The sequence below is a fragment of the Paenarthrobacter sp. JL.01a genome, assembly GCF_025452095.1.
Lineage (GTDB): Bacteria > Actinomycetota > Actinomycetes > Actinomycetales > Micrococcaceae > Arthrobacter.
Genome location: NZ_CP104877.1, coordinates 2393411 through 2409227, shown reverse-complemented (window position 1 = coordinate 2409227; position 15817 = coordinate 2393411). Strand labels below are relative to the sequence as shown.

Sequence of the window (15817 nt, the reverse complement as noted above, 5' to 3'; positions counted from 1 at the left end):
TCTTGTCAATGGGGCTCTAGGCCGGGTACTGGCCGCGCTTCACCTGTGGCTTGGGGAGGCGAAGCTTGCGGAACTGGAGGGCGCGCATGCAGCCGTACCAGACTGATCCCCGCTCGACCTCGCCGAACTTCGCAGTCAACTGCTTGCGAAGCTTGCGGGAAAGAATGAAAACGTCCACGAAGACAGCGAGGAACATGATCCAGAAGCCCACCAGGACGTAGCTGATACCGGCGCTGGTCGGCGGAATGATCAAGGAAATGACCACGAACAGCAAAGCGCCGAACATCAGATATTCGCCCAGGCTGAAGCGGGCGTCGACGTAGTCGCGTACGTACCGCTTCTGGGGGCCCTTGTCGCGCAAGGGGAGGTACTTCTCATCACCGGTATCCAATGCCTGCCGCATCTTCATGCGCTGATCCTGGATAGCCACCCGTTCTGCCGCTTTCGAGGCCTTGCGGTCGGTGGGCACCAGGGGGCGCTTCCGGGCGGCTTCCTGGTCCTTCCGCTTGGGCGTAGGGGTGCCCTTGCCGGCGCCCGGCGCCGGGGCGGTGGCGTAGGCCTGGTCTACTGTTGACTGAGCGCTGGGCTCTTCCTTTTTACGTCCGAACACCCATACAGAATACCCTCAGCGAGGTGGCGCAGGTTACGTCGTCCCGGTCGATGGCTCTTCGGTGCCCGGTCGGGCATCCCGGGATGGCCGGCCGGCCGGAGGTAAAGTGTGGGCCATGACTTCAGCACATGCGGACACCCCGCAGAACAAGCAACAGTACTCCGGCGACATCCCGGTCGAGGCACTGGCCAGGGCGGTTGAAGAGTCCTTCGACTCCACCATGGATTCCCTGCGCGGGCTCGTCTCGATTCCAGGCATTGCATGGCCGAGCTTCGACCCCAAGGAACTGGATCGAAGCGCCGAGGCCGTGTCGTCGCTGGTCAAGGCTGCCGGCATGACCGACGTCCGGATCCTCAGGTGCGACAAAGCCGACGGGACCCCCGGTGGTCCCGCCGTCGTCGCCCGTCGACCAGCGGCGGGAGGAAAACCCACCATCCTTTTGTACGCCCACCACGATGTACAGCCGCCGGGGGACCGGGCCCTGTGGAAGTCCGAACCGTTCGTGGCAGAGGAGCGGGATGGACGCCTTTACGGTCGCGGAGCCGCTGACGACAAGGCCGGCATCATGGCGCACCTGGCAGCGTACAGTGCTGTCAGCAAGGTCCTCGGCGAGGACCTCGGTCTCGGTGTGACCTTCTTCTTCGAAGGTGAGGAGGAAGCCGGCTCGCCGACGTTCCGCACCTTCCTTGAGGAACACCAGGAGCTGCTGCGGGCAGATGTGATCGTCGTTGCCGACTCGAGCAACTGGAAGGTGGGCGTCCCGGCTCTGACCACCAGCCTGCGTGGCTTGGTGGATGGAACGTTCGAAGTCCGGGTTTTGGACCACGCTGTCCACTCGGGGATGTTTGGCGGACCGGTCCTGGATGCTCCCACGCTCTTGTCGCGCTTGATAGCGACTCTCCACGACGACGACGGCAACGTGGCGGTCGCCGGCTTGGCGGCCCGCGACGACGTTGCGGTCGACCTCACCGAGGCGGACTACCGCGCGGATGCGTCAGTGCTCGACGGCGTGCGGCTCGCCGGGAGCGGCACGATCGGTTCGCGCCTGTGGACCAAGCCGGCCTTGTCCATCATCGGTATGGACGTCCCGGCGGTGGATGTCGCATCCAATACCTTGATTCCCGCGGCCCGGGCGAAGTTCAGCATGCGCCTCGCGCCGGGTCAGGACCCCGAAGCCGCCATGGACGCCCTGAAGCAGCATGTGGAATCGAACGCACCCTTCGGTGCCAGGGTGACCTTTACGCCGGGGGAGCGGGGTAACGCTTTTGCCACCGACACGACTTCCGGGGCCGCGAAGTTGGCTTTGTGGGCCTTGGAGGAGTCGTGGGGCGTCAAGCCCGTCGAGATGGGAATCGGCGGCTCCATCCCGTTCATCGCGGACCTCACGGAAATGTATCCTGACGTGCAGATCCTGGTGACAGGTGTGGAGGACCCTGACTCCCGTGCCCACAGCGCCAACGAATCCCTGCATATCGGAGACTTCCGCCATGCTGTGCTGGCCGAAGCCCTGATGCTTGCGCGTCTGAATGCCGAGGGGCTGGGCGCCTAGGACCCGTTCGGCCGGGAACAAGGAAATGCTGTCCGTGGTTACGTCAGGAGTTATAGCTAAGCGTCTGCGCGACGTAGCATTAGCTGTAACCCGTATGTAATTGGGTAAGGGCAGGCAGCGTCCCGGCGCCGCCGCCAGAAGCTTCATAAGAAGGTAGGCCAATGAGCACTGCAACCAACGAAAACAGCACCGGAACACAGGTCGTCGCCAACGACGAGCTGCCCACGCACGAGGTCAACCTGACCGACGTGGCGGCAGGCAAGGTCCGCAGCCTCCTCGAACAGGAAGGGCGCACCGACCTTCGGCTGCGCGTTGCAGTCCAGCCTGGCGGCTGCTCCGGCTTGATCTACCAGCTCTACTTTGACGAGCGGATACTCGACGGAGATGCTGTGCGGGATTACGACGGTGTTGAGGTCATCGTGGACAAGATGAGTGTCCCTTACCTCAGCGGCGCAAGCATCGACTTCGAGGACACCATTTCGAAGCAAGGCTTCACCATTGACAACCCGAACGCCGGCGGGTCTTGCGCCTGCGGTGATTCGTTTCACTGATGTGAGCCATCGCCGCATGTCGGCGCCACTTGCGGGGTGCTTTAAACGCATCCGGAGCCACGGCGCTGACATGTGCGCGAAAACCGCCTGATAGCGGTAAGCTCTACATCGGGTAGTAAAACTTTTAGTGTGCCCGGTGAGCCTTCGGCCTGCCGGGAGACAGCAACAAGAGGAAGGGCCGTCTGTGAGTTCGCAGAACCGAACCGGCAGCCGACGCATAAAGATCACCTCGATCACTGGCTTGGCACTCGCCGGCGCGTTGGTTTTGACCGGATGTTCACCAGAGGTAGAGAAGGGTTGGCTGCCTACAGAACGCGGCACCACCAACCACACTGACCGGATCATGGACCTCTGGGTCAACTCATGGATCGCCGCCTTGGCAGTCGGTATCATCACGTGGGGCCTCCTGGTCTGGTGCATCATTGCTTACCGTCGCCGCAAGGGCACCACGGGATTCCCCAAGCAGCTCAGCTACAACCTGCCGCTCGAGGTCTTTTACTTGACCATTCCGCTGTTCATGGTTCTGGTGTTCTTCTACTTCACCGACCAGGACCAGCGCGCGATTGATGACCGCTCACAGCCGGCCGACGTCGTCGTTGATGTCCGCGGCAAGCAGTGGGCATGGGACTTCAACTACAAGCAGGGCCAGGTCATCACCGAGGACCTCCACGAGGCCGGCGTCCAGGCGCACCTGACCGGCAACGAGGTCGACAAGGAACTGCTCCCTACGCTGTACTTGCCGGTCAACAAGTCCGTTGACCTGGAACTGAACTCCCGCGATGTCATCCACTCGTTCTGGGTCCCCGCGTTCCTCCAGAAGCGCGACATGATCCCGGGCAAAACCAACTACATCCGGTTCACCCCGACGAAGGAAGGCACCTTCGATGGCAAGTGTGCTGAACTTTGCGGTGAATACCACTCCGAAATGCTTTTCCGCGTCAAGGTTGTCTCCGAGTCTGAGTTCAAGGCCCACATGGACAAGCTCCGCCAGGATGGCAACACGGGCCTGCTCGGTGCGGAATACGACCGCAATCCGAACCTGAACGAAAAGTAAGGGGAGCGACGTGGCTACTTACACTCAATCCGCCGGGACCCTCGAGGCTCCCGTAGTTCCTAAATCCAAGGGGCGCATCGTCGTCAACTGGATCACCTCCACGGACCACAAGACCATCGGGTACATGTACCTGATCGCGTCGTTCGTTTTCTTCTGCCTCGGTGGCGTCATGGCGCTGCTGATCCGTGCAGAACTGTTCGAACCCGGTATGCAGATCCTGCAGACCAAAGAGCAGTACAACCAGATGTTCACGATGCACGGCACCGTGATGCTGCTGATGTTCGCAACGCCTCTGTTCGCCGGCTTCGCCAACGTGATCATGCCGTTGCAGATCGGTGCACCGGATGTTGCGTTCCCCCGCCTGAACGCTTTGGCTTTCTGGTTCTTCTTGTTCGGCTCCACCATTGCAGTCTCCGGCTTCATCACCCCGCAGGGTGCGGCAAGCTTTGGTTGGTTCGCCTACGCGCCGTTGTCGAACACGACATTCAGCCCTGGCGTCGGTGGAGACTTGTGGGTCTTCGGACTTGCGCTCTCCGGTTTCGGAACCATCCTTGGTGCCGTCAACTTCATCACCACCATCATCTGCATGCGTGCCCCGGGCATGACCATGTGGCGTATGCCGATCTTCACCTGGAACACGCTGGTGACGGCAATCCTGGTCCTCATGGCGTTCCCGCCGCTGGCTGCAGCTCTGTTTGCCCTTGGCGCCGACCGCCGCTTCGGTGCGCACATCTTTGATCCCGAAAACGGCGGTGCCGTCCTCTGGCAGCACCTGTTCTGGTTCTTCGGCCACCCCGAGGTGTACATCATCGCCCTGCCGTTCTTCGGCATCGTCTCCGAGATCTTCCCGGTCTTCAGCCGCAAGCCGATCTTCGGTTACAAGGGCCTGGTTTATGCAACCATTGCCATCGCCGCTCTGTCCGTGACGGTGTGGGCCCACCACATGTACGTCACCGGCTCGGTGCTGCTGCCGTTCTTCGCCTTCATGACTATGTTGATCGCAGTTCCGACGGGCGTGAAGTTCTTCAACTGGATCGGTACGCTGTGGCAGGGATCCATCACGTTTGAGACCCCCATGCTGTGGAGCATCGGCTTCCTGGTGACCTTCCTCTTCGGTGGTTTGACCGGCATCATCCTGGCTTCACCGCCGCTGGACTTCCACGTATCCGACTCCTACTTCGTGGTGGCGCACTTCCACTACGTCGTGTTCGGCACGGTCGTGTTCGCAATGTTCGCGGGCTTCTACTTCTGGTGGCCCAAGTGGACCGGCAAGATGCTGAACGAGCGACTCGGAAAGATTCACTTCTGGCTGCTGTTCCTCGGTTTCCACGGCACGTTCCTTATCCAGCACTGGCTCGGTGTTGAGGGTATGCCGCGCCGTTACGCCGACTACATGCCGCAGGATAACTTCACGTGGATGAACCAGTTCTCCACCATCTCCTCCTTCGTCCTGGGTGCCTCACTCCTGCCGTTCTTCTGGAACGTCTACATCACGTGGCGCAGCAACAAGAAGGTTGAAGTGGATGACCCGTGGGGCTTTGGTGCGTCGCTGGAATGGGCAACCTCTTGCCCGCCGCCGCGCCACAACTTCACCTCCTTGCCCCGTATCCGCTCCGAACGCCCGGCCCTGGATCTCCACCACCCGGAGTTGGCCCAGGTGCACACCGCCGAGGCTCCGTCACCCGCAGCAGCAGTCTTGGGTAACGCCGACCAGAGGGACGTCAGCAAATGAAAATTGAATCGTGGCTCTTCGGAGCCGGAGTCTTCTTCTTCGTGCCAGTAGCCATCGCTTATGGCTTCCTCACCGAATGGTCGGAGTGGGTCGGCGTTCTCGGCATCCTCCTGGTCGGTGGCCTCGCAGGCATGATCGGCGCCTACCTTGGCTTCACCGGCAAGCGCATCGGCATGCGCCCGGAGGACCGTCCTGATGCAGAGATCCACGAAGGCGCAGGCGAGCAGGGACACTTCAGCCCCTGGAGCTGGTGGCCCCTGGTACTCGGTCTGTCCTGCGCTGGCGGATTCCTCGGCCTGGCCGTTGGTTTCTGGGTCACCTACGTGGCCGGTGGCCTGGCGCTTGTCGCACTCGTTGGCTGGGTCTTTGAGTACAGCCGCGGCGACCACGCCCACTAGTTAGTCAGTACGAAAAGGATGGGCCCCACCGAAAGGTGGAGCCCATCCTTTTTTGTTCCATTTAGGATCTGATTCGTGAATCCGGCCGACGCCGGATTCGCGGTTGGCCGTTCAGTGGGCCTCTGGGGCCTCCAGGACGGAGGAAAGGGCTGCCAAGGCATTCTTGGCCTCTGAGATGGTTTGCTGGTCCGTCAGGGCCTCAGGAGCGACCTCCAGGAAGACCTCGCAGCCGTGTTCGAAGTCTTCCGTCATGACTTCGAGCAGCGAGCGGGCGTCGACCGGATGTCCGTCAGCTTTTCGGATGGTTACCGGAAGCCCCGTCTCCGTGACGGCGCGTACGAAGACTGCCGCCGCCCGGGCGTGCAGGCCGATCTCTGCGGCGACCGATGCTTTGTGCTGCGGCAAGCCAGCTCCTTTGCTAGGGCGGTTACCCCGCCGAAAAATGATCCTTACAAGCGTAGCGGCCAGCGCCCAACGCCTAACAACTCGGGTCCTCGCTGGTCTAGACCTGAGGTGTTCCTGAATTATCCTAGAACCATGACTTACATGGCGGGCTACTGTCGTGGCTGACGCAGCTGATATTGCCGGCGAGATCGACCGCTCCAGCAGTACGCCCATCTACATCCAGCTCCGTGAGATCCTGCGAACTTTTATTGGACAGTCCTGTCCGCCTGGGTCGGCCCTGCCGTCCGAGCGGGATCTCTCGGAGCGTTTCGGGCTCGCCCGGATGACGGTCCGCCAGGCGATTGATGCCCTGGTTGGAGAGGAAGTCATTGAGCGCGTCGTGGGCTTGGGGACGTTCGTAAAGAAGCCGAAGCTTGATCTGCAGGTGAAGCTGACGTCGTACAGCGAGGAAATGCAGCGTCGAGGCATGGTGCCTGCTGCCAAAGTCCTCAGTTTCGAACAGATTGCGGCCAGTGCCTTTCTGGCACGCGAACTTCAGCTGGACGAAGGAACGCCCTTGGTGCGCTTCCGGAGGCTTCTGTTGGCCGATAACGAGCCAATGAGCGTGGATGAGAACTTCATCCCGGCGCACCGCGTCCCCGGGCTTCTCGACGAGGCGCCTCCCACGTCCCTCTACAACGTCCTGAGCGAGCGGTACGGCCTGGTCATGGAGTGGGGGGAGGACATGATCGAAGCCACCGCAGCGTCTCCATCGACTGCCAGGCTGCTCAACGTCGACGTGGGTTCCCCGCTGCTGAAGATACAGCGGCACGCATTCGTCGCCCGGGCCATGGTGGACTACTCGGTGTCCTACTACCGTGCCGACCGGTACAAGCTCTGGATTCCCCTGCAGCGCCCTGGTGTGCGTCCAACGCGGAACTATGCCTCGGGGTACCGGACGCAGTAGCACGGCTCTCGGAGGGCCTGGGGTTGCCGTGTCCGATTCGCCTCGTTCAGGCAGGCCTTGCGGCTGAACAGCACAAGACAAGAGAGGGGCCCAGTCCATTTGGACTGGGCCCCTCTCTTGTTGAGTTCAGAGCTGTTAGTGGCTCAGGCTCTTCTGCTCGTCGCTTGCTGCGATGGCCTCGTGGTGGCCATGCGAGTGGGCTGCTTCGAGTTCCGCGGGAGTTGCCGGAGCAACGCGGTCTTCGAAGAACCAGCGGGACAGCGCTGCACGGCGCTTTTCCTTACGGGTCACTACGCCATGCTCGTTCGGCTGTGCCGGCAGGGGAGCCGGCGACTCGAAGCCGACAAGCTTGTAGCGCTTGTACTCGTCCAAAGGTGCGTGGACCTCAATGAACTCACCGTGCGGGAGACGTACGATGCGTCCGGTTTCGCGGCCGTGGAGGGCAATCTCTCGGTCCTTGCGCTGGAGGGCCAGTGCGATGCGCTTGGTGACGATGAAGGCGATGACCGGGCCGATGAAGAACAGGGTCCGCAGCCAGTACGTCACGTCGTTCAGGGACACGTGGAAGTGGGTAGCGATGAGGTCCGAACCTGCAGCGGCCCACATGACGCAGTACCAGGTGAAGCCTGCGACGCCGATGGCCGTACGCGTGGGGGCGTTCCGGGGACGGTCGAGAACGTGGTGTTCCCGGTTGTCCTTGGTGACCCAGCGTTCGATCCACGGGTAGGTGAACAGGACGGTGAAGATGATTCCTGCCGGTACCAGGGCCGGAAGAAGCACGTTCAGCGTGAGCGTGTGTCCGAAGACGATCCACTCGAAGTGGAAGTTGTTCACCACGCCAGGCATGAGCCGGAGTGCGCCATCCACGAATCCGATGTACCAGTCAGGCTGGGTGCCTGCCGAAACGGGGGAGGGGTCGTAGGGGCCGTAGTTCCAGATCGGGTTGATGGTGAAGGCTGCCGCCATGAGCGCCAGGACACCGAACACGATGAAGAAGAAGCCGCCGGCCTTGGCTGCATACACCGGACCGAGGGGGTAACCGACGACGTTGCCGTCGTTGCGGCCCGGGCCAGGGTACTGGGTGTGCTTGTGCACAACCACCATGAACAAGTGGATCACGATCATCAGGAGGATCAGTGCAGGTACAAGCAGGATGTGCAGTACGTACAGACGGCCGATGATGGCCGTTCCTGGGAACTCCCCACCAAAGAGGAAGAAGGAGATGTAGGTACCAATGACCGGAATGGACTTGATCACGCCATCGATGATGCGCAGGCCGTTGCCGGAGAGCAGGTCATCGGGGAGGGAGTAACCGGTGAAGCCGGCAGCCATGGCCAGGATCAGCAGCACGCCACCAACAACCCAGTTCATTTCGCGGGGCTTGCGGAAGGCGCCCGTGAAGAAGACGCGCAGCATGTGCACACCGAGGGACGCCACGAACAGCAATGCTGCCCAGTGGTGCACCTGGCGCATGAACAGCCCGCCACGGACATCGAAGGAGATGTTCAGCGACGAGTTGTAGGCAACAGACATTTCGACGTTGTACAGCGGCGTGTAGGAACCCTGGTAGTGGGTTTCTGCCATGGACGGGTCGAAGAAGAAGGTCAGGAAGGTTCCCGACATCAGCAGGATGACGAAGGAGTACAGCGCCACCTCACCGAACATGAACGACCAGTGGTCGGGGAAGACCTTCCGGCCGAACTCACGCAGGATGCCGGAGCCGCCAACACGCTCGTCTACGAAGTTGGTGAAACTACCAACTTTGGTCTTCGGAACGAAGGGGGCTTCAGCTGTTGATGAGGCGCTCATGCTCGTCACGCTCCCAGTAACTCGGTCCTACAGGTTCTCTGAAGTCGCTGGTAGCGACGAGGTAGCCCTCAGCGTCAACTGCGATGGGCAGCTGCGGAAGCGGACGGCTGGCCGGTCCGAAGATGACCTTGCATTCCTGCGTGAGGTCAAAGGTGGACTGGTGGCAGGGGCACAGAAGGTGGTGGGTCTGCTGCTCGTAGAGAGCAACGGGGCAACCGACGTGCGTGCAGATCTTGGAGTAGGCAACGATTCCGTTGTAGCTCCAGTTTTCACGGCCCGCGGAGGGGTTCAGCGAGTTGGGGTCCAGGCGCATGAGGAGAACAACGGCCTTGGCCTTTTCGTTCAGCTTGCCCTCGTGGAGTTCATTGAGGCCTTCGGGGATGACGTGGAAGGCCGATCCGATGGTGACATCCGAGGCCTTGATGGGGGTGCCATCGGGGTCACGGGTCAGGCGCTTGAGCTTGCCACCCTCGGGAGCCCACATCGTGTGTGCAAGTGCCTTGTCCGGGCGCGGACCCAGGTCGCCGAAGATGGCGAGAGCAGGCAGGGGAGCCAAAGCGACAGCACCAAGAAGGGTGTTGCGGATCAGCGGACGGCGCTTGATGCCGGTCTCCTCGACGATGTCGTCGACGATGCGCACTGCAGCCTGACGGTCCTCTTCGGTGCGGATAGCGTGGCGTTCCTCGGACACTTCGTGATCGGGCATCAGGGCCTTGGCCCAGTGCACGATGCCGGTGCCGATACCAAGCATTGCGAAGGCAGTACCGAGACCCAGAAGGAGGTTCTGCGTGCGGATCGTTGCAATGGTGGTGTCGTCGCCAAGGTCGATGGCGAAGTACGCCACCAGGAAGACCAGCGTTCCGATGACGGAGGTGCCAAACAGAATGGCTACCTGACGCTCGGCGCGCTTTGCGGCTACCGGGTCCGTGTCAGCCAGGCGCAAACGATGCGGAGGAAGACCAGGATCCTGGAACTTCTCCACCTCATTCTGACCAGCCGTAGCTACGGTGCCCGAGTGGTTCGGACTGCCGTCACTATGGTTGCCCATAATTCGCCTCATCCTTCTCTCGTTGTCTCGACCGGGGCCGAGTTGTTTTCAGTTTCAAACTGCTGACTGTGCAGCAGAAGTTTTGTTGGTTCCCGATCAGGACGTGCGTGACGTCAGCCAGATCGTGAAGGCGATGATGACACCCAAACCGGCAACCCAAACGAACAGGCCTTCAGAGACCGGGCCGAGGGATCCGAGGTCCGCACCACCCGGTGAACCATTGGCTTCAATGGTCTTCAGGAAGGTGATGATGTCGCGCTTGTCTTCGGGGGTGACATTCGAGTCGTTGAAGACGGGCATGTTCTGGGGACCGGTAGCCATTGCCTCGTAGATGTGCTGCGAGGTGACATCTGCCAGGGCCGGAGCGAACTTACCCCGGGTCAGTGCACCGCCGGCCGCGGCGGCGTTGTGGCACATGGCGCAGTTGACGCGGAAGAGTTCTCCACCCTTCGCGGCGTCACCCTTTCCATCGAGCAGGTGCTCTTCCGGAATGGCCGGACCTGCACCCAGGGATGCGACATAGGCCGAGAGCTGCTTGGTCTGCTCTTCATTGAACTGGACGGGCTTCTTCTGGGCCTGCGGGCCGTTCATCTGCATGGGCATACGACCGGTACCAACCTGGAAGTCAACCGCGGCAGCGCCCACGCCGACCAGCGAGGGGCCGTCCTGGGTTCCGCTGGCCCCCATGCCATGGCAGGTGGCGCAGTTGGCGGCGAAAAGCTTGCCGCCCTGTTCTACGTCACTGGCGCTGTAGCTGGTGGTGTCGGCCTTGGCCTGGTTGACAGATGTGGCGACGGCGTAAAGCCCACCAGTGAGGAGGAGGCCCATCAGCAGCAGCGCAATTGCTGCCAATGGGTGACGTCGCTTCTGCGAGAGTGCCTTCACGTGGTGGTTCCTTTATTCGATCCTGCGTCGGCTCCGTGAGCCGCTTCTTGAAATTCTGCCTCTTGTAGAAAAAGAGTCAAGCCGGGCTTACTTGAGGACGTAGATGACCAGGAAGAGGCCAATCCAAACGACGTCGACGAAGTGCCAGTAGTACGAGGTGACGATTGCCGACGTCGCTTCAAAGTGTCCGAACTTCTTGGCCGCAAACGCACGACCGATGATGAAGAGGAAAGCGATCAGACCGCCGATGACGTGAAGGCCGTGGAAGCCCGTGGTCATGTAGAAGGCGGAGCCGTAGGCGTTGGAGGACAGGGAGACGTGCTCGGAGACGAGCATGGCGTATTCCGTGGTCTGGCCGGCTACGAAGAAGGCACCCATGATGAACGTGAGGGTGAACCATTCGGTCATGCCCCAGCGGGTGAACTGGAAGAGCCCACCGGTGCGGCGGGGTTCGAGCCGCTCGGCGGCAAAGACGCCCATCTGGCAAGTAAAGGAACTTGCCACCAGGACGATGGTGTTGACGAGCGCAAACGGGAAGTTGAGCTTGGCCGTCTCTTCGGCCCACATCAGTCCTGATGTGGAGCGAAGGGTGAAGTACATGGCAAAGAGGCCGGCGAAGAACATCAACTCACTGGACAGCCAAACAACGGTTCCAACAGAAACCAGGTTGGGGCGGTTCAGCGTCGGGTGCGCCGGGGTACTGGGGGCATGGGTCGCAGATGTCACAAGGACATTATGTCTGTAAAAGTCCAGAGTTCCCAATGCAAACCACCGATTCGGGAGACTTTTTCTACAAAGACGCGAAATCGCGCGGAAAAGTTCCCGGCGTGGTTCACATTGGTCATCGGCGTGGCTGGCTCGATAGCATCAGGGAGTGACTTCTCCGGCATCGGCACCTGCAGCCAGCAATACCTGGCCAGGGCTCATTTCAGCACTGATCAACGGCGACGACCTTGCGGTGGGCAACACAGAGTGGGCCATGAACACGATCATGTCCGGTGAAGCAACCCCATCGCAGATCGCCGGTTTCCTTGTAGCCCTCCGTGCCAAGGGCGAAACGGTGGAAGAGCTTGCTGGATTGGTTGAGGCCATGGTCCAGCACGCCAACCCGATTTCCATCTCGGGCGAAAAGCTCGACATTGTCGGAACCGGTGGGGACCGGCTCAACACCGTCAACATCTCGACGATGGCGGCCCTTGTTGCTGCCGGAGCCGGGGCCAAGGTTGTGAAACACGGAAACAGGGCTGCCTCGTCGACGTCCGGTTCGGCGGACGTGCTGGAGGCGCTCGGGGTTCGGCTGGACCTTTCCATCGAGCAAGTGGCGCGCAATGCTGAAGAGGCGGGTATCACGTTCTGCTTCGCCCAGGTTTTCCACCCGTCCTTCAGGCACACGGCTGTTCCCCGTCGCGAGCTTGCCGTTCCTACCGCCTTCAATTTCCTCGGGCCCATGACCAACCCTGCCCACGTGCAGGCATCGGCTGTGGGCGTGGCGAATGCGCGGATGGCGCCGCTTGTTGCAGGAGTCCTGGCCCGGCGGGGGAGCCGTGGCCTCGTATTCCGCGGTGACGACGGACTGGATGAGTTGACGCCTACCGGGCCGTCCACTGTTTGGGAGATCAGGGATGGTTCCGTGACGGAGCAGGTCTTTACTCCTGCGGAACTTGGGATCAAGCCGTCCACCGTGGCGGACCTTCGGGGCGGTGACGCCGCGGTGAATGCCGGCGTCGTTCGTGAAGTACTTGACGGCAAGGGCGGCCCGGTCAGGGACGCCGTGCTGCTTAACGCAGCCGCCGGCTTGGTGGCCTTCGATCTTCAGGCGGAGGGTAGCCTGCTGGAACGAATGCGCTCAGCGTTCGACAGGGCAACGATGTCAATTGAGTCCGGCAAGGCCGCCGAAGTGCTGGCGAAATGGATTGCCCTGAGCCAAAGCTGACGAGGCTTAGGCCTCGCGCCGGTACGACGCCCTGACGCTACGGGTTCAGGGTTTATTCAAAACCCAGTGCAAAGGCGGCATCGAGGTCGTGCTGCGAGTAGGCACGGAAAGCGATGTGCGTGGTGGTGTGGACCACCGAAGGCACCTTGGACAGGCGGTCGGCGATGACGTCGGCAAGATCTTCATGCTTGGAAACCCTGGCGACAGCAATAAGATCCCATTCGCCGGTGACTGAATAGACCTCACTGATGCCTTGGATGGCCGAAATTTGCTCGGCGGTTTCCGGGATGCGTGAGGCATCGGTCTTGATCAGGACAAAAGCGGTGATCACGTGGGGCCTTTCCGAAAAAAGCATCGTTGCGGACGGTTCCCAGCCTAGTGCATCCTCTGGTTCCCGGTCCGGATCACGCCCGGTGTTGCCGCTTGGTCGCGGCTCGACGGATGAGGGTGAACAATGCACGGAATCCGAGCAGGAAGACGCCCAGGCTGATCAACGCAACAATGATGAAGGGCAGCGCCACGGTTTGCCCCGTTGCGGCCCTGAGCAGCATCCCAACAGTCACGGCGCCCAGCCACACTGCCACACCCGAAGGCCAGATGGAGAAGGGTGCGCGCCACACCCTGAGGGCAAGCCAGCCGGCCAACGCGCCGACCAAAAAGGGCCAGGCGGTGATGAAGGCGCCGGAGATGATGTCGCCGCGGGCGTGGGCGTCCCGGCCGATCGCGGCAAAGACAAGAATCAGGACAAGATCCCCGGCGGCGGCCGCCAGCCAGGACTTAGTGGACGAAGACATGCATTTGACCCTATCGGGGACGCCGCGCAGGCGCGAAGTCGGCGCCCAATCCGCAGCGCGGCTTCAGTTATCCCCAAACCATGGGTAATCGATGTTGGCCCGTTGTGTGAGCGAACTCGCGGTACTAGCCTCTGATGGGGGACACGCGGTTCCCGTCGTCCTTCGAGGAGTGGCGCATGCAGAAGATCTCTACTTGTTTGTGGTTCGACGGCCAAGCGGCTGAGGCAGCACAGTTTTACACATCGATATTCGACAACTCTTCGATCGGTCCTGGCGTGCCTGGTCCGGATGGCAGCGCCCTCACGGTCGAGTTTGAGATCGAGGGCCGGCAGTTCATGGGTCTGAATGGAGGCCCACATTTCACGTTCAATGAGGCAGTTTCCTTGGTGGTGAACTGCGAATCCCAACAGGAGGTCGACCGATACTGGGAGGCTCTGCTTGTTGGGGGAGAGGAGAGCCAGTGCGGGTGGCTCAAGGATAAGTTTGGCCTTTCCTGGCAAATTGTTCCCACTGCCATGACCGGACTCCTGAACGGTCCGGACGCCGCGGGCTCGCAACGTGCCATGGAGGCCATGTTAAAAATGCGGAAACTCGACCTCGCCGTCCTGCAAAAGGCGTACGACGGCGACTGAAACTGTGGGGGAGGGCCGGCCGGTTGCCGGTGCCCGCGAGGCACGATGACGTGCATAAACACCAACAATAAAAGGAGAACTGACCACATGACTTCCCGCCTGAATCCCTACATCTCCTTCAGGGACAACGCCCGTGACGCGATCACTTTCTACGAGTCAGTGTTCGGCGGTGAGTTGAACATCAGCACCTTCGGCGATTACCAGGCCAGCCAGGATCCTGCCGAAGCCGACAAGGTGATGCACGCCATGCTTGTCTCGCCCAATGGCCTGACCATCATGGCCGCCGATACGCCGAACGGCATGGAGTACAACCCGGGAAACAACATTTCCGTATCGCTGAGCGGCGAATCTTCGGACGAAGCGGAACTTCGCGGCTACTGGGACAAGCTCGTCGACGGCGGAACGGTCACCATGCCGCTCGAAAGCGCACCGTGGGGGGATGTCTTTGGAATGTGCGTGGATAAGTTCGGCATAGCCTGGCTGGTGAACATCGCCGGAGCCCAGCAGCAAGGCTGAGCTAAGGCAAACTGACGCACAGCTCGAAAGCCCCGCCGGATGCTTCCGGCGGGGCTTTCGTGTGCCGTGAACACTCGGGCCGCTTACGAGCCTGAACCGCAAAAATCCTGCGTCCATCGCTGAAATTTCATCAAAAAGCTGCATTCCGACGTCATCCAGGCTCCTGGCGCCCTAGATTCAAGGACCCCTTGATAGAGCGCCCGAAGAGGAGCCATGCCCGCTGCTGCCTTGTCAGATACCGCAGTCATCCACGCGCAGCAGCCGCAGCGCGCATTGCCGCCTGAGCCGGTTGGCGAACGGCGGGGGAGCGGGCTGGAGGGCCAGGCTGCCGAGGCGGGCGACGATGTCCTGATTGCCCAGGTCCGGGCCAGCCAGCCTGCCGCGTTCGGAGAACTCTTCCACAGGTATGGCGGTATCGCGCTCTACGTCGCCATGAGGGAAGCGGATAATCCATCGGACGCCGAGGACATTGTGGGAGAAGCCTTCGCATCCGTCTTTCAGGCGCTGAAGGAAGGTGGCGGCCCGAGGCAATCGTTCAGGGGCTATCTTTTGAGCATCGTCCGACGGATGGCGCATCGTCGAAACATCCAGGCCCGGCGTGCGTGCCCAATGAGATTTCCCTTGCCCGAGGACATCGGGAACAACCATTCCGGGCTGGAAGTCGATGAGACCGCCGTGCTGATCCAAGTATTGCGTTCCCTGCCGCATCGCTGGCAGTCGGTGCTCTGGTTCAGCGAGGTGGAAGCCATGAAGCCGGCCCAGATCGCCGAGCTGATGGGGATTACCCCGAATGCTGTCTCAGCCTTGTCCGTTCGGGCGCGGAAAGCCTTACGGAGGGCTTACCTCGAAGCCTCTGTGATGCCGTGATGGGGGTGGGCCTCCAAAACGCTAGTTGACATAATGTAGATTATCGGCGTTTGAGTGGGACGAGTAGAAGTAGATGAGAGAACTGGTC

At 61.2% G+C, this 15817-nt stretch carries 18 protein-coding genes; 10 read left to right on the top strand and 8 right to left on the bottom strand.

The features are described 5' to 3' along the window. Window positions 1-16 precede the first annotated feature (16 nt). Window positions 17-610, bottom strand: coding sequence for a DUF3043 domain-containing protein (locus N5P29_RS11345; protein WP_262275078.1), 594 nt, complete (start codon window positions 608-610; stop codon window positions 17-19). Between the two features lie 115 nt (window positions 611-725). On the opposite strand from N5P29_RS11345, the gene N5P29_RS11340 reads away from it, so the two are divergent. From N5P29_RS11340 to N5P29_RS11320, 5 genes are all read left to right on the top strand, one after another. Next, on the top strand, window positions 726-2159 hold the full coding sequence (locus tag N5P29_RS11340; RefSeq protein ID WP_262275077.1) for a dipeptidase: 1434 nt from the start codon (window positions 726-728) through the stop codon (window positions 2157-2159). Window positions 2160-2320: 161 nt separating this feature from the next. Then, on the top strand, window positions 2321-2710 hold the full coding sequence (locus N5P29_RS11335; protein ID WP_262275076.1) for a HesB/IscA family protein: 390 nt from the start codon (window positions 2321-2323) through the stop codon (window positions 2708-2710). A 184-nt stretch (window positions 2711-2894) separates the two neighbouring features. Then, window positions 2895-3764, top strand: coding sequence for an aa3-type cytochrome oxidase subunit II (gene coxB / locus N5P29_RS11330; protein ID WP_144658884.1), 870 nt, complete (start codon window positions 2895-2897; stop codon window positions 3762-3764). 10 nt (window positions 3765-3774) lie between these two features. Then, the gene (gene ctaD, locus N5P29_RS11325; RefSeq protein WP_018777684.1) at window positions 3775-5496 is read left to right on the top strand and encodes an aa3-type cytochrome oxidase subunit I; all 1722 of its coding nucleotides are present in this window, start codon (window positions 3775-3777) and stop codon (window positions 5494-5496) included. Next, a complete protein-coding gene (locus N5P29_RS11320; protein WP_144658883.1) occupies window positions 5493-5894 on the top strand; it encodes a cytochrome c oxidase subunit 4 in 402 nt (133 codons plus the stop codon). The genes ctaD and N5P29_RS11320 overlap by 4 nt, the downstream gene beginning before the upstream one ends. 111 nt (window positions 5895-6005) lie before the next feature. Here the strand turns inward: N5P29_RS11320 and N5P29_RS11315 are convergent, their stop codons facing one another. Continuing rightward, a complete protein-coding gene (locus N5P29_RS11315; RefSeq protein ID WP_262275075.1) occupies window positions 6006-6299 on the bottom strand; it encodes an HPr family phosphocarrier protein in 294 nt (97 codons plus the stop codon). 157 nt (window positions 6300-6456) lie between these two features. Here N5P29_RS11315 and N5P29_RS11310 point away from each other — a divergent pair, with 157 nt between their 5' ends. Further along, on the top strand, window positions 6457-7245 hold the full coding sequence (locus N5P29_RS11310; protein ID WP_262275074.1) for a GntR family transcriptional regulator: 789 nt from the start codon (window positions 6457-6459) through the stop codon (window positions 7243-7245). A gap of 135 nt (window positions 7246-7380) precedes the next feature. Here the strand turns inward: N5P29_RS11310 and N5P29_RS11305 are convergent, their stop codons facing one another. From N5P29_RS11305 to N5P29_RS11290, 4 genes are all read right to left on the bottom strand, one after another. Continuing rightward, the gene (locus N5P29_RS11305) at window positions 7381-9054 is read right to left on the bottom strand and encodes a cytochrome bc1 complex cytochrome b subunit (protein ID WP_262275073.1); all 1674 of its coding nucleotides are present in this window, start codon (window positions 9052-9054) and stop codon (window positions 7381-7383) included. Continuing rightward, window positions 9032-10102, bottom strand: coding sequence for a cytochrome bc1 complex Rieske iron-sulfur subunit (locus N5P29_RS11300; protein ID WP_262275072.1), 1071 nt, complete (start codon window positions 10100-10102; stop codon window positions 9032-9034). Before N5P29_RS11300 ends, N5P29_RS11305 begins: the two co-directional genes overlap by 23 nt. A gap of 96 nt (window positions 10103-10198) precedes the next feature. Further along, entirely contained in the window at window positions 10199-10987 is a 789-nt protein-coding gene (locus tag N5P29_RS11295) for a cytochrome bc1 complex diheme cytochrome c subunit (protein ID WP_144658878.1), read from the bottom strand. Window positions 10988-11074: 87 nt separating this feature from the next. Next, window positions 11075-11749 (bottom strand): aa3-type cytochrome oxidase subunit III, encoded by a 675-nt coding sequence (locus tag N5P29_RS11290; protein WP_186313468.1) that lies wholly within the window; start codon window positions 11747-11749, stop codon window positions 11075-11077. A gap of 112 nt (window positions 11750-11861) precedes the next feature. On the opposite strand from N5P29_RS11290, the gene trpD reads away from it, so the two are divergent. Continuing rightward, window positions 11862-12920 (top strand): anthranilate phosphoribosyltransferase, encoded by a 1059-nt coding sequence (gene trpD, locus N5P29_RS11285; RefSeq protein ID WP_262275071.1) that lies wholly within the window; start codon window positions 11862-11864, stop codon window positions 12918-12920. Window positions 12921-12972: 52 nt separating this feature from the next. On the opposite strand, the gene N5P29_RS11280 is transcribed toward trpD, so the two are convergent. Further along, window positions 12973-13251, bottom strand: coding sequence for an Lrp/AsnC family transcriptional regulator (locus N5P29_RS11280; protein ID WP_018777675.1), 279 nt, complete (start codon window positions 13249-13251; stop codon window positions 12973-12975). A gap of 73 nt (window positions 13252-13324) precedes the next feature. After that, window positions 13325-13714: a DUF3054 domain-containing protein gene (locus tag N5P29_RS11275; RefSeq protein ID WP_262275070.1), complete on the bottom strand. Its 390-nt coding sequence runs from the start codon at window positions 13712-13714 to the stop codon at window positions 13325-13327. A 176-nt stretch (window positions 13715-13890) separates the two neighbouring features. Between N5P29_RS11275 and N5P29_RS11270 the strand changes: the two genes are divergently transcribed. The 3 genes from N5P29_RS11270 to N5P29_RS11260 all read left to right on the top strand — a co-directional run bounded on the left by N5P29_RS11270 (window position 13891) and on the right by N5P29_RS11260 (window position 15729). Further along, on the top strand, window positions 13891-14346 hold the full coding sequence (locus N5P29_RS11270; protein WP_262275069.1) for a VOC family protein: 456 nt from the start codon (window positions 13891-13893) through the stop codon (window positions 14344-14346). Window positions 14347-14433: 87 nt separating this feature from the next. Continuing rightward, window positions 14434-14862, top strand: a complete 429-nt coding sequence (locus tag N5P29_RS11265; protein ID WP_262275068.1) for a VOC family protein — start codon at window positions 14434-14436, stop codon at window positions 14860-14862. A 213-nt stretch (window positions 14863-15075) separates the two neighbouring features. Continuing rightward, window positions 15076-15729 carry an RNA polymerase sigma factor gene (locus tag N5P29_RS11260; RefSeq protein ID WP_262275067.1) on the top strand — a complete coding sequence of 218 codons (654 nt, stop codon included), beginning with the start codon at window positions 15076-15078 and terminating at the stop codon, window positions 15727-15729. Window positions 15730-15817: the final 88 nt, after the last annotated feature.